This is a genomic window from Bifidobacterium pullorum DSM 20433, from assembly GCF_000771405.1.
GTDB classification, from domain to species: Bacteria; Actinomycetota; Actinomycetes; order Actinomycetales; family Bifidobacteriaceae; genus Bifidobacterium; species Bifidobacterium pullorum.
In genome coordinates this window covers 30,621-44,506 of sequence record NZ_JDUI01000013.1, presented here as the reverse complement: position 1 = coordinate 44,506, position 13,886 = coordinate 30,621, and the positions used below count along the sequence as shown (strand labels likewise).

Annotated in this window: 11 protein-coding genes; 2 read left to right on the top strand and 9 right to left on the bottom strand. The window is 67.1% G+C overall.

Features of this window, described 5'->3' with window-relative positions:
* Nucleotides 1-21: 21 nt before the first annotated feature.
* From OU11_RS07490 to mraZ, 9 genes are read right to left on the bottom strand one after another with little or no spacing between them, the layout of a single operon-like run.
* Nucleotides 22-1,290, bottom strand: coding sequence for a peptidoglycan glycosyltransferase FtsW (locus OU11_RS07490; protein WP_081963526.1), 1,269 nt, complete (start codon nt 1,288-1,290; stop codon nt 22-24).
* Complete coding sequence (gene murD, locus OU11_RS07485) at nt 1,277-2,719, bottom strand: UDP-N-acetylmuramoyl-L-alanine--D-glutamate ligase (RefSeq protein WP_373869290.1); 1,443 nt, start codon at nt 2,717-2,719, stop codon at nt 1,277-1,279. The genes OU11_RS07490 and murD overlap by 14 nt, the downstream gene beginning before the upstream one ends.
* Before the next feature lie 32 nt (nt 2,720-2,751).
* Entirely contained in the window at nt 2,752-3,852 is a 1,101-nt protein-coding gene (mraY, locus tag OU11_RS07480; RefSeq protein ID WP_033515798.1) for a phospho-N-acetylmuramoyl-pentapeptide-transferase, read from the bottom strand.
* Nucleotides 3,853-3,892: 40 nt separating this feature from the next.
* On the bottom strand, nt 3,893-5,374 hold the full coding sequence (locus OU11_RS07475) for a UDP-N-acetylmuramoyl-tripeptide--D-alanyl-D-alanine ligase (RefSeq protein WP_033515846.1): 1,482 nt from the start codon (nt 5,372-5,374) through the stop codon (nt 3,893-3,895).
* A gap of 39 nt (nt 5,375-5,413) precedes the next feature.
* Nucleotides 5,414-6,298 carry a hypothetical protein gene (locus OU11_RS07470; protein ID WP_033515797.1) on the bottom strand — a complete coding sequence of 295 codons (885 nt, stop codon included), beginning with the start codon at nt 6,296-6,298 and terminating at the stop codon, nt 5,414-5,416.
* Between the two features lie 24 nt (nt 6,299-6,322).
* Entirely contained in the window at nt 6,323-8,134 is a 1,812-nt protein-coding gene (locus OU11_RS07465; RefSeq protein ID WP_033515795.1) for a peptidoglycan D,D-transpeptidase FtsI family protein, read from the bottom strand.
* The gene (gene ftsL / locus OU11_RS07460) at nt 8,131-8,586 is read right to left on the bottom strand and encodes a cell division protein FtsL (protein WP_033515793.1); all 456 of its coding nucleotides are present in this window, start codon (nt 8,584-8,586) and stop codon (nt 8,131-8,133) included. The genes OU11_RS07465 and ftsL overlap by 4 nt, the downstream gene beginning before the upstream one ends.
* 2 nt (nt 8,587-8,588) lie before the next feature.
* Nucleotides 8,589-9,611: a 16S rRNA (cytosine(1402)-N(4))-methyltransferase RsmH gene (rsmH, locus tag OU11_RS07455; RefSeq protein WP_033515790.1), complete on the bottom strand. Its 1,023-nt coding sequence runs from the start codon at nt 9,609-9,611 to the stop codon at nt 8,589-8,591.
* Entirely contained in the window at nt 9,611-10,117 is a 507-nt protein-coding gene (gene mraZ / locus OU11_RS07450; protein ID WP_033515788.1) for a division/cell wall cluster transcriptional repressor MraZ, read from the bottom strand. The genes rsmH and mraZ overlap by 1 nt, the downstream gene beginning before the upstream one ends.
* A gap of 244 nt (nt 10,118-10,361) precedes the next feature.
* On the opposite strand from mraZ, the gene OU11_RS07445 reads away from it, so the two are divergent.
* Complete coding sequence (locus OU11_RS07445) at nt 10,362-12,641, top strand: HelD family protein (protein WP_033515786.1); 2,280 nt, start codon at nt 10,362-10,364, stop codon at nt 12,639-12,641.
* Nucleotides 12,642-12,650: 9 nt separating this feature from the next.
* Nucleotides 12,651-13,850 (top strand): phosphoglycerate dehydrogenase, encoded by a 1,200-nt coding sequence (serA, locus tag OU11_RS07440; RefSeq protein ID WP_033515784.1) that lies wholly within the window; start codon nt 12,651-12,653, stop codon nt 13,848-13,850.
* Nucleotides 13,851-13,886: the final 36 nt, after the last annotated feature.

The following is a 13,886-nucleotide window of genomic DNA, read 5'->3' as shown; positions in this document are numbered from 1 at the left end:
ACCGCCGGCCCGCCCGCAGGCTCAGACGGTGACGCGCTCGGCGCCGACCTGCGGGTTGTCGCGCATCATGCTCGCCGCGACTCCCGCCGCGCCCAGACACATGATCAATGACGAGCCTCCGGCGGAGACGAACGGCATCGGCACGCCCATCACCGGCAGCAGCCCCACCACGACGGCGATGTTGACCAACCCCTGTCCGACCAGCCAGCAGGCCACGCATACCAGCACCATCGACGCGTACCGGTTGCGGGACTGCAGCGCCATGGCCAGCAGGCACCATCCGATGACGACAAACAGCAGAATGACCAGCGCGCCGCCAATGAACCCGGTCTCCTCGCAGATGATCGCGAAGATGAAGTCGTTGTGGGCGGCGGGCAGATAGTTCCACTTCTCGCGGGAATTGCCGATGCCGACGCCCAGCAGGCCGCCAGATGCGATGGCGTAGCGCGCGTGGATGGACTGGTAGCACACGCCCTGCGTGTTGGTTCCGGAGCAGGCCGTGTAGGCGGCGAGCACACGGTTCAGACGGTTCGGGCTCGAGATGACGAACGCCGCCGCGGCCGCACCGATCACCCCCACGCCGAGGGCCATCCACTTGAGCGGGAACCCTCCGATGAGGAACGCGACGACGCCGATCGCCACGATGATCATGCCCGTACCCATGTCCTTGCCCAGCATCACCAACGCCAGACACGCCAGATAGACGAGGCCCGGCCCCAGATAGGCGAGCACGCCCCGCTCCTGCGACCGTTTGCGCGCCACGATCAGCGCGGAGGGCATCCAGATGCACAGCGCAAGCTTCATGACCTCCGCCGGCTGGAGGGTGAAGACGCCTTCGATGCCGATCCATCCGGTATTGCCGTACTGGGTGATGCCCAACGGCGTCAGGGTCAGCGCCTGCAGCAGCATCGCGACGCCGATGGCCGCCGGCCCCAGCTTCCGGTACAGACGGCAGGGCATGTGCATGGTCAGCAGCGCCAGTGCCAGGCCGATGACGCAATAGACGCCCTGGTTCAACGCCTGACGCCACGGGGACGCCCCCTGCGACACCATGTCCACGGAGGAGCTGGAGAACACCATAATCACGCCGAAGCAGGTGAGCACCAGCACCGCCACACGGAAACCGTGATAGCACCACAACGGGTTGAGCAGGCTCCGCCATCCGGTGTGCCGGTGGAAGTCCTCCGCCCCGTCATGCTTGGGCACCCGCACCGTCCGCGACTGGCCCGGACGAGTCGATTTTCCGGAACCCGCGGTGACGGTGGACCGCGTCTGCCTAGGCTTGGGCATGGGCAGCCACCCACAGCCGGGCCTGTTCGGCGAACCTGTCGCCGCGGTCGGCATAGGAGACGAACTGGTCCATCGACGCGCAGGCCGGCGCCATCAGCACCACGTCGCCGGGCCGGGCGAACGCGCCCGCCGCCTCGACGGCTCGAGCCATCACGGTTGCCTTGTCCGCCGGGTCGATGACGGTGAGCGGGATGTCGGGGGCGCTTGCGGCGAACGCCTCCAGCATCGGCTGCTGGTCGACGCCGATGACGACGGCCGCCTTGATCCGCTGGGCCTGATCGGCGATCAGCTGTTCGAACCGGCCTCCCTTGGCCAACCCACCGGCGATCCACACCACGCTCTTGGCCCCGAAGCTGCTCAGCGACGCCGCCGCCGCATGGGCGTTGGTCGCCTTGGAATCATCGACGAAACGGACGTCCCCCTGCGGACCGTGCAATACGGCCACGGTCTGGATGCGGTGCCCGCCCGGGGAGAACCGCTGCAGCGCATCCACCGCGGTCGCGCAGTCGACGCCCATGCCCAGCACCAACGCCAGCGCGGCCAGCGCGTCGGCCAGCAGATGCGGGTACACCGTGCCGTCCGGCTCGCACAGGTGCGGGAACTCCAGGATTGGGGCGATGCGCCGCGCCTGTCCGACCGGGTCGCCCGCCACGCCGCTCATGTCCACGATCCAGCCGTCACGCACGCCGATCTGTCCGGCGACGGGCTCATGCAACGTGAAACCGACCTTCCGGCACCCCTCCGCCGGTTCGGCGTGCTCCGCCAGATCGGTGACGCGGGCGTCGTCGGCGTTGTAGACCAGCGCGCGCGTGACCCCGTGGAACACCTTCGCCTTGTCGGCCGCGTACCGTTCCATGCCGCCATGCCAGTCCAGGTGGTCGGCGGCCAGGTTGGTGATCACCGCGCAGTCCAAGGCCAGGGAATCCGTGAAATGCAGCTGGAACGAGCTCAGTTCCACGCACAGCGCGTCATGCTCCGGCTCGACCGCGGCGTGGGAGACGGCCTTGCCGATGTTGCCGACCGCGGGGGCGTCCCAGCCGCAGGCCTGGAGCATGGCCGCGGTCATCTCCGTGGTCGAAGTCTTGCCGTTGGTGCCGGTGATGCCGATCCACGGCGCGGGACGGCCGGTGCGCGACGAGTCCGCACGCAGCAGCCATGCCAGCTCCACTTCGCTGATCACAGGGATGCCGCGGCGCTGCGCCTCAAGGATGAACGGGGTGTTCGGCGGGAACACCGGCGAGGTGACCATCAGGTCGACGGCATCCCAGTCCAGGTCGTCGAACGAGTGCAGGTCGGCCTCCGGCTTGTGCTCGTCCACGGCGATCACCCTGCCGGCGCGTCCGGTCAGTACCTCCACCACGCCGCGTCCGGACACGCCCAGTCCCGCCACGACCACGGTCTTCGTGGACCAATCCACCGTCTGATTCATATCTTGCATCCTCCGTTCATCCTCGATACCGGTCACACCAGGCCGGAACGGGCGACCCAGTCGCCGTAGAACACCACCAGGCCGATCAGCACGAAGATCAGTTCGACCATCCAGAAACGCACGACAACCTTGCTTTCGGTCCATCCCAGCATCTCGAAATGATGGTGGATGGGCGCCATCCTGAACACGCGTTTGCCGGTGAGCTTGAACGAACCGACCTGGATGACATCGGACATCGCCTCGATGACGTACAGGCCGCCGATGATGATGGCCAGGAACTCGGTGTGGGTGGCGATGGACATCGCCGCGAACAGTCCGCCGAGCGCCAGCGAGCCGGTGTCGCCCATGAAGATCGTGGCGGGGTTCGAGTTGAACCACAGGAAGCCGAAGCAGGCCACCGCCGCGCACAACGCGATGATGGTCAGATCCAGCGGGTCGGAGACCGCGTACTCGAATCCCTCATGGCCGGCGCCCTTGAGATGGTAGCTTTCCCAGAAGGCGATCAGCCCGTAGCCGGTGAACGCGATCATCGACGAACCGGTGCACAGGCCGTCGAGACCGTCGCTCAGGTTGACGGCGTTCGTCCACGCGGTCATCAGGAAGTTCACCCAGATAACGAACAGGATGATCGCCACCACCTTGCCCGCGAATTCGAAGCTGAAGAACGGCTCCTCGATGAAGCTCATGCCAGCCTGCGCGCTCGGGAAGCCCGAACGGGTGGGAATGATGAGCGCCAACACCGCATACAGCGTGGCGAAGATGAACTGTCCGATGAATTTGCCCATCACCGACAGGCCCTCGTTCTGCTTCTTGCGCACCTTGGCGAAATCGTCAATGAACCCGAGGATGCCCATCGAGACCATCGCGAACAGCACCAGCACCGCCGACATCGAGATCGGATGCCCGAACACGACAAGCCGGTAGATGGCGGAGGCCAGCCACCCCAGCACAATGGCCAGGTTGATGACCACGCCGCCCAACGTCGGCGTGCCACGCTTGACCTGATGGCTCTGGGGACCATCCTGCCGGATGTACTGCCCGTAGTGCAGCCTGTGCACCAGACGGATCAGCAGCGGCGTGCCCACGATCATGACCACCAGTGAAACCAAGATTCCGATAATGACTGCAATCACCTGCGATGCTCCATTCGCGTCGTGTACCTCATTCGTGCCTTCAGACCGTCCATCGTTCGGCCAATGCGCTCAACCCGGAGACATGCGATCCCTTCAGCAACACCACGGTGTCCGCATGATCGCGCGCCAAACGGGTGACCACCGCATCGGCCTGGTCGGTGTCATGCACCCAGTCTATCGAGACGCCATCCTGTCCGGACTCGGCAGCGGCCCGCTTTGCCCCGTCCGCGACCGCTTCGGCCAGCGCATCAACATGCGGATCCTGCGCGCGGCCGACCGCCACGACGGCGTCCACCCCGCTGCCGACGGCGTACTCACCCACGCCGCGATGCAGTTCGGTCTCGTTCTCGCCCAGCTCCAGCATCGCGCCCAGTACGGCGATGCGGAACGGACGCGTGTGCTCCCCGTCGCCCCAGGAGCGCAATCCGTCAAGGCCGGCGCGCATCGAATCCGGGTTGGCGTTGAACGAATCGTCGATCAGCGTGAACGCCGCCCCGCCGCGTTCGACGGTGGACACCGCCATGCGATGCGGGCTGATGCGGGTCAGCCCGCCCAGCACCGTACCAATCCGCTCGGGCGCCATGCCCAGTCGGTACGCCACCGAGGCCGCGGCCAACGCGTTCATCACGTTGTGCCGCCCGCAGATGCCCAGCCGCACCGGCGTGCGCGCTCCATCCGGGGTGACCAGCGTGAACCGGGGACGGTCGAAGCCGTCCACGTCGATGTTCTGGGCCGAGCAGCCACCGTCGCGTGCGGCCGCGGCGTCCACGCCGAACCACAGCACCTCGCCCGGGGCGATCGCGCCCATCGTGACCACATGCTCGTCGTCGGCGTTGAGAATCGTCAGACCGCCGGGCACAAGCCCGCGCACGATCTCGCTTTTGGCCTCGAGGATGCGCTCCACCGAGCCGAACTCGCCCAGATGGGCCACGCCCACCTTCAGCACGACGGCGATGTCCGGCGGCGCCACGGTGGTCAGCCGCGCGATCTCGCCGACGTGGTTGGCGCCCATCTCCGCCACCAGGAACCGGGTGCGCTCGCCGACCTTCAGCGCGGTCAGCGGCAGCCCGATCTCGTTGTTGAACGAGCCGACCGGCGCCACCGTCTGTCCCATGTCCCCCAGCAACGCGGACAGCATGTCCTTGGTCGTGGTCTTGCCCACCGAGCCGGTGATGCCGACGATCGTGAACGGATCGCCCGCAGCGCGCCGCAGTTCGATGTTGCGCCGCGCTAGGGCGCCCAGGGCGGCCACCGTGTCGTCGACGACGATCTGCGCCGTCGGGGCGTCCACCTCATGGTTCACCAGGGCCACGGCGGCACCCGCCTCGCCGGCGGTGCCCACGAAATCATGACCGTCCACACGCTCTCCGGCGATCGCTACGAACACCGCTCCGGGGCGGACCTGCCGCGAGTCGCTGACCGCGCAGGTCACCACCGTGTCGGCGTCGGCAGCCGCACCGGCCGATACCGTCAGACGTCCACCGACCGCATCAGCGACCTCCTGCACCGTCATCGGCATCATGGTCGATTCGGTTTCCATACCCGCTCCTCTCATACCGGTTCAGGACAATTCCCGGGACACGCGCAAGGCGCTCCTGATATTGGACCGGCGCACGCCCGCGGCCATCGCCATCGCGATGACCAGGGACAGCGTCTGCCACGACTCTCCGCCCTCGATGTCGGCCGCCTGCCGAGCGAAGGCGTCGGATTCCGCGGTGCGTCCAACCACCCGCCCGCGTTCGTCCATCACATATCCGTACATCCGGCGGGCGCGCTCATCCATCACGTCCCGCTCGGCATCGGTATCGGCCTCGATGCCCAGCACATCGATGTCGGCCGCGCACAACGCGCCGTGGCGCACCGTGTCGTCGTCCAACGCAATCACCATGGCGGAGGCCCCGTCCTCGAGACACACCGACAGTGTCCTGCGCACGTCCAGCACGCCCAACGGGAACCGCATATCGACGTACCGGTCCAGCGACTGCGTATCGGAGGCGCAGAGCACCCCCACCGGATTGCCCAGCATATGCAGGAACTCCCCCAGCTGCCGGGCGATGCGTTCGCTCGACGAGGCGTCGCGCCCCAGACAGGCGAACATCGCCAGCGCCTGCGCGGGCGCGCCCGTCAGCGCATCGGCCATGGCCGCCACCTGCCCATCCCGATAATCCCCCAGCAGCAGCGGAATCGACAGCCGCTCGCCGGCGCCGCGCAACGCGCGCGGCACCAACGCCGCGTAGGCGCCCCGCGCCACGGCACGCTCCAGACGCTCCATGTTCACCGCGCCCGACGGCACATACAGCGAACCGGGAATCACCGAATCCACGTCATCGGCCAGCGACGTCACCGTCACCCCCTGCGCGAACCGGGGCACCAATTCGAAGCCGTACCGCGACGCCAGATCCGCCAAGGTCATCCGGCACGCGCCCGAACCGCTCACCATGCTCATCGGCCCCGCCTCTCCTTACAGTGATCACCAATCCACCGGAATAGCATCGGTCCGCGGCTCGGAGGCCGGCACCTCGTATTTCTGCATAAGGAATTCACCAATCCTGGCGAACAGCGGGCCGGCCGTCAGACCGCCGAAACCACCCTTCTGCGGGTCCTTGATCACCACGGTGACCACGAAACGCGGGTTGTCGGCGGGAATGATGCCCGACCAGTCGCACACAATCGACGTCAATCGGCCGTCCGCGCCCGCCACCTCGGCGGTGCCGGTCTTCGACGCCACGCGATAGCCGTCCACCTTGGCGACGTTGTCGTATTCCTCGGCCACCGATTCCATGGCGTTGAGCACGTCCGCGGCCACCTGCTCATCGACCACGCGCACGGCCTCGCCCTTGTCCGGCGAGGTGCTGCGCCCCTGCCCGTCGGTGATCGACTTGATCAGCGACTGCTGGTGCCGCACGCCGCCGTTGGCGATCGTCGCCACGATGTTGGTCAGCTGCAGCGCGTTCACGGTGTAGCCCTGACCGAAGAGCACCGTGTCCCGGGTGCGGCCGTCCCATGAATCCGCCGAGGCCAGCATGCCGTTGGATTCGCCGGGCAGGTTCAGCCCGGTGGGCTGGCCGACGCCGAACTTGGTCAGGAACTCGTAGCGCTGCTCGTTGCTGTAGTTCTCGCTGGCCATGACCGTGCCGACGTTCGACGAGTTCTGCAGGATGCCGGCCAGCGTCCAATGCTCGTCGCCGTGCCCCGTGGCGTCATGGAACTCCTGGCCGTCCTTGGTGAAGCTGTACGGCACGATGAACTGGTCGGTGGCCTTGTGCAACCCCGTCTGCAACAGGCCGGCCATCGTGATGACCTTGCCGATCGAGCCGGGTTCGAACGTCTCGCCGACCGCCCGGGAACCGTTCAGCTTGGCGTCGTCGCTGCCCGCCTCGATCTGGTCGGTGTCCTCCAGCGCCACGATCTCATTGGTCTGCAGGTCCATCACCACGGCGATCGCCCATGAGGCGTCGAATTCCTCAACGCCGTCCATCAGCACCTTCTTGACGTACCAATCGACGTCCTGGTCGATGGTGAGCCTGACGTCGCTGCCGTCCACGGCCTCCTGCGAATCCGTCAGGGTGCCGGGGATCTCCTCGCCGCCGTTGCCGCGCTGGTACACCTCATAGCCGTCGGTGCCGGTCAGGCTCTCGTCCATCATCTGCTCGATGCCGTTGACGCCCACGCCGTCGTTGTCCACGCCGCCCAGCAGCGCCCCCAGCTGGGTGCCGGTCGAGTAGATGCGGTCGCTGCTCAGCTCGCAGTACACCACACCGGCCAGATGCAGGTCGTCGATCTTGCGCTTGACCTCCGGCGTCAGGTCACGCCGAAGCACCAGGTAGCGTCCCGTACCGTCCAGCTGGGCCCCCAGTTCCAGCGGATCGACGTCATCCAGCACCGTGGCGAGCAGGCGGGCGACGGCGGCGGCACCGGTGGCGCCCACCGGCTGTCCGTCGATCTGATGGCAGTAGCCGAGCGACTTCTCCTCCGCGGAGTCGCAGGCCACCGGCACGAACGTCGAAGCGGCCAGCGGGTCGCCGATCAGGTTGTAGCGTTCCACGCTCTGCGCCAGCACATTGCCGTTGGTGTCCAGGATCCGGCCGCGCTTCGCCCGGATCGGCACCGTGATGGTGCGGCTTTGCGTGGCCGCCTGCGCGGTGGCGCGACCCTCCAGCAGCTGCACGCCGATGAGCTTGCCCAGGCACAGCACGGCCATGAAGGCCAGCACCACACCGATGGCGATGCACCGGTTGGCGAATTGCCCCAGTCCGGATGCCCGGATACGTCCACGTTTCATTGCGTTCCGCCTTCACTGGTGTTGTAGCCGTTCAGATCGATCGTGATCGACCCCTCCTGCGGCACCATGCCCATCTCCTGGGCACGTTCCGGCAGGGAGGCCTTGAGCAGGTCAAGTTGGGTCTGCGCGTCCTCCACGTCCTGCGACAGTCGTTCGATGCGCGACTCGACCTGGCTGGACTCGAAGGCGATCTCCACCATCTGCGTGCGCAGGGCCAACGCCCCCAACAGCGTGCCCACCAGAAACACCACGGCGACGGTGATATGGAACAACGGCGTGGTGCGGGTACGCGTCCACTCCAGCAAACGGCGGAATCCGCGCACCGCCTTGCCCGCGGTGGCGCGGCCGCCACCGACGACGCGCAGCTGCGGGCGCGACGGGACGTCGGCGTGGCGTTCCGGCCGTCCGGCGGGCGCCGGCGACGAATGGACGCTGCGAACCTGTGCGGCCATGCTCATCTCCCCCTTCTGCGTCGTTGGGACGCGCCGCCGGACGAGAACCGGCGACGCCACCGTTCGGGAACCGGACGCGTCAGCTCGATGCCGCGCAGACGCACCGACGCCGACCGCGGATTGCGTGCCACCTCGGCCTCATCGGCCTTGACCGCCCCACGGGTCAGCTCGCGGAAGAACGGCTGCGCGTCCTCGGGAATCATCGGTAGCCCCGGCGGCACATCCGCCACCAGCCCCTGGGCCATGAACGACTTGACGGTTTTGTCCTCCAACGAGTGATACGACTCGACGACCAGGCGGCCGCCCACGTTGAGCCGGTTCGCGATCTGCGGAAGCGTGGCGGCCAGCTTCTCCAACTCGCCGTTCACCTCGATGCGCAGCGCCTGGAACACGCGCTTGGCGGGGTTGCCCGCGGGCCGGTGCGCCTGCGGGATCACCTCATCGACCAGACGGTTCAGCTGCGCGGACGTCGTAATCGGCTCCTGATCGCGCCTGCGGCAGATCTCCCGCGCGATCTGACGGGCGTAGCGCTCCTCCCCGTATGTGCGGAAGATACGGGCCAACGACTCGGCGTCGTACTGCGCCAGAACGCGTTCCGCCGTCAGCGGCTGGCTCGTGTCCATCCTCATGTCCAGCGGGGCGTCGTGGCTGTAGGAGAAGCCGCGCTCCGTCTCGTCGATCTGCAGGCTCGACAGTCCCAGATCCATGAACACCGCGTCCACGCCGTCGATGCCCTGCTCGTCCAGCACCGCGGTGAACGCGTCGAACGCCGCGTGCACCGGGATGAACCGGTCCGCCAGCCCCTCCCGCCGCACGCGTTCGGTGGCGAGCGCCAGGGCCTCGGCGTCACGGTCGATGCCGATCAGCCTCGCCTGGGGCGCAGCCTTCAGGAACGCGATGGTATGGCCCGCCAGACCCAGCGTGCAGTCCACCGCCACGGCGCCGGCATGGTCCAGCGCCGGGGCGACCAGGTCCACGCACTGCTCCAGCAGTACGGGTTGATGGATGGTTGCGTAATCGTTCATCAGAATTCCACCGCCGGTAATACGTCGTTCTCGATATCGGAGTACCCCTGTTCCTTCTCGCCCAGGTAGCGCTGCCATGCCGTCCTGTTCCAGATCTCCGCCCTGGTGCCCACGCCGATCACCACGATGTCCTCGCCCAGATCGGCGTAGTCGCGCAACAGCTGCGGGACCAGCACACGCCCCTGCTTGTCCGGAACCTCGTCGCACGCCCCGGACAGGAACACACGCAGATAGTCGCGGGTGGCCTTGTCCCCCACCGACGCGCGCTGGACCTGCATGGCCATGCGCCGGAACTCCCCGATCGGCAGCAGATAGACGCACCGCTCCTGACCCCGGGCCAGCACCACGCCCCGACCGAGCATGCCGCGGAATTTCGCGGGGAGCGCCATGCGCCCCTTGGCGTCGATCTTCGGGGTGAACGTGCCCAACAGCAACGGCGGCAGCCGCAGCTCGTCCAGTCCCTCCCCGTCCGCCGGGGGCTGGGGCTGCACTTGTGATTCGTTCATGCCAGCCCACCTCCTTACCGACAGACATGTGGATACACTTCGACCTGGGCCGCCCCACCACTTTACCCCACCATGCTCCACGAAACCCCACTTATCCACAAAACACTTACCCTTTTCCACCGATTTCCCCAACTTGTCCTCATCGCCGACGTCCCGTCGGGCGTCCGCGACCGGCCGGGAACGGTCTCGTAGCGGCCTTGCAGTACACTGGAGTGCCTGAGTTTTGGATGAAGGGACACCACGTATGTCGGGTTATGCCGAACAGCTGCAGGAGGAACAGCATGCCGTAGACCGCGCCTACGGCCGCCTGGACGATCTGCGCGCACAGGTCAGGGCGCGGCTCAACGCCGTGCGCGCCGCCGGATCGCACGGTTCACCCACCCAGCGCACCGAACGCGATTCGTTCGCCACCATGTATGAGGACCGACTGGCCCAGCTGCGCGCCGTGGAGGACCGGCTGATCTTCGGCCGGTTGGACAACACCGCCGGCGAGCGCCGGTACATCGGGCGCATCGGCCTGTCCAGCGAGGCGCACGAGCCGATCCTGACCGACTGGCGCGCCGAGGCGGCCCGCCCCTTCTATGAGGCGACCCCCTCCAACCATGGCGACATCGTGATGCGTCGCCATATCACGCTGAACTTCCGCGAGGTCGTCGGCGTCGAGGACGAGGTGCTCGACGTGCATTCCGAACAGGTGGGCAAGGCCTCGTCCGCCGGCACGCTGACCGGCGAAGGCGCGCTGCTGGCGTCGCTGAGCTCGCGCCGCACCGGCAAGATGACCGACATCGTGGCCACCATCCAGGCGGAGCAGGACCGCATCATCCGCTCGGAGCTCGGCCACGCCGTCGTGGTGCAGGGCGGCCCCGGCACCGGCAAGACGGCCGTGGCGCTGCACCGCGCCGCCTACCTGCTGTACACGCACCGCAGCATGTTGGACCGTTCGGGCGTACTGGTCGTGGGCCCCAGCCCGGCGTTCCTGCACTACATCGACCAGGTCCTGCCCTCGCTGGGCGAAACCGGCGTGGTCAGCCGCACCATCGCCGACCTGATCCCCGGCTTCAACGCCACCGCCACCGACTCCCCCCACGCCGCGCAGCTCAAGGGCGAATCGCGGATGGCCAAGGCCATCGCCAACGCCGTCGCCGCACGTGAACGCGTGCCGCGCGACCTGCCGACCATCCGCATCAACGGCTTCGCGGTCCCGATGCGCGCGGCCGACGTCGAGCAAGCCATCGCGGACGCCCGCCGCACGCGCCAGCCCCATAACAAGGCGCGGGAGACCTTCGTGCGCAGCATGCTGGAGGCCTTACGCACGCGGTACGTCGAACAGCTGGACTACACCCCCGAGCAGCCGGAGCTCAACGACGTCATGCAGCAGCTGCGGATGAACGACGTCATCCGCCGCACGCTCAATCTGGCGTGGCTGCCGATGACCGGGCCGTGGCTGATCGACCAGTTGTTCTCCAAGCCCCTGCAGCTGCGCCGCTTCGCCCCGTGGCTGACCGACGAGGACATCGATGCGCTGACCCGGGACAAGGACTCCGCGTTGACGCAGTCCGACATCCCACTGCTGGACGAGGCCATGGAACTGCTGGGACCCGACCCGCGGCAGGCCGCACGGCAGGCCGCGCTCGACGCCCAGCGCGCCGAGGAGGAGCAGTACGCCAGGGATACGCTCGCCCAGGCCGGCATCGGTTCGGGCATTGTGACCTCGCAGATGCTCGTGGACCAGATCAACGGCATGGACGCCGAGCTCACCGCACAGCGCGCGGCCGCCGACCGCGAATGGACCTACGGGCATATCGTGGTCGACGAGGCCCAGGAACTCACCGCCATGGACTGGCGCATGCTGATCCGCCGCTGCCCCTCGCGCTCGTTCACGATCGTTGGCGACGTGGCCCAGACCTCGGCGCTGGGCGGCACCCATCACTGGGAACGGACGATGAACAGCCTGTTCGGCGAAGGCAACTGGGACCTCAACGAGCTGACGATCAACTACCGCAATCCGCAGGAGGTCTCGGATCTGGCATCGCGCTTCGCCGAGGCCGAAGGACTGTACATCTCCACCGTGCACGCCGTACGCACGATGCCCGAATCGGTCGAACGGGTGTGCGTCGAGAACGAGGCCGCGTTGCATGACGCACTGGCCCGGCAGGTGGCCGACCTGGTCCGGCGGTTCGTCTCCTCCGACGGAACCGGCCGCGTGGCGGTGATCGCGCCGCAACGCCAGCTGGACGGCTTCCGGCAGACCGTACGGCTGGCGTTGCGGGATACGCTCAGCACGCAGGAGTTCGCACGACTCGACTCGCAGAACGTGTGGGACGAACAGGTCGGCGTGTGCACCACTCAGGACGTCAAGGGCCTGGAATACGACGCGGTGGTGGTCGTCCAGCCCGCCGCGATCGACCAGGAGGCGCCCTCGCGCCTGACGGCCGCGGCGGACCTGTACGTGGCGATGACCCGCCCGACGCAGCGCCTGCTTATACTGCGGACAAACGAGGACGAATCGGAGCTGCCGCTATAGCATGGGGATATGCCTCAAGCACTGTTATTGGAGAATATTCACCCGTTTGCGGCCGAATCGCTGCGCAAACGCGGCTTCGACGTCATGACGATGAAGGGCGCGTTGAATGAGGATGAGCTCATCGACGCGCTCGACGGCGTCGACCTACTCGGCATCCGGTCGAAGACCATGGTGACGCCCCGCGTCATCGACGCCCGCCCCGGTCTGTCGGCGATCGGCTGCTACTGCATCGGCACCAACCAGGTCGACCTGGACTATGCCGGCGCTCACGGCGTGGCCGTGTTCAACGCGCCGTATTCCAACACCCGGTCCGTGGTGGAACTGGTGATCTGCGACATCATCTGCCTGATGCGGCGCGTGCCCGCCCACACGCATCATCTCAAGCATGGCCTGTGGGACAAGTCGGCCTCCGGGTCGCACGAGGTGCGCGGCAAGACGCTCGGTATCGTGGGCTATGGCAATATCGGCTCGCAGCTGTCGGTACTGGCCGAGGCGCTGGGCATGCGCGTGCTGTTCTACGACATCGACGAGAAACTGGCCCTGGGCAACGCCCACCGCTGCGACACCCTTGACGAGCTGCTGGAGGCCTCCGACGCCGTGACGCTCCACGTGGACGGGCGCAAGTCCAACACCGGGTTCTTCGGCGAGAACCAGTTCGCCGCCATGAAGCAGGACGCCATCTTCATCAACTGCTCACGCGGGTTCGTGGCCGATCTGGATGCATTGAAGCGTCATCTGGATTCCGGGCACCTGTCCGGCGCGGCCGTGGACGTCTGGCCGGTTGAGCCCAAGAAGACCGGCGACCCGTTCATAACGCCGCTGGCCGATATGGACAACATGGTGCTGACGCCGCATATCGGCGGCTCGACGCTTGAGGCCCAGGAGTCCATCGGCCATTTTGTCACGCAGCGGCTGGAGGACTACTGGTTCAGAGGGTCCACGTCGCTGTCGGTGAATTTCCCCCAGCTGGCGCTGGGCGATTGCGCGGGCGCCGCGCGCGTCATCCATCTGCACGCCAATCTGCCCGGCGTGCTGGCCGATATGAACAACGTGCTGGGCGACGCCAACATCAACATCTCCGCGCAGTCGCTGGGCACCCAGGGCTCGCTCGGCTACGTGGTCACCGACGTCTCCCAGGTACCGGACGACGCCACGATGGACGCGATCGCCGCCATCCAAGGCACAATCCGTACCCGCGTGATTCGCTGAATCCCCCGTGGAACGAGAGAACCGCCGTCCCCGGCA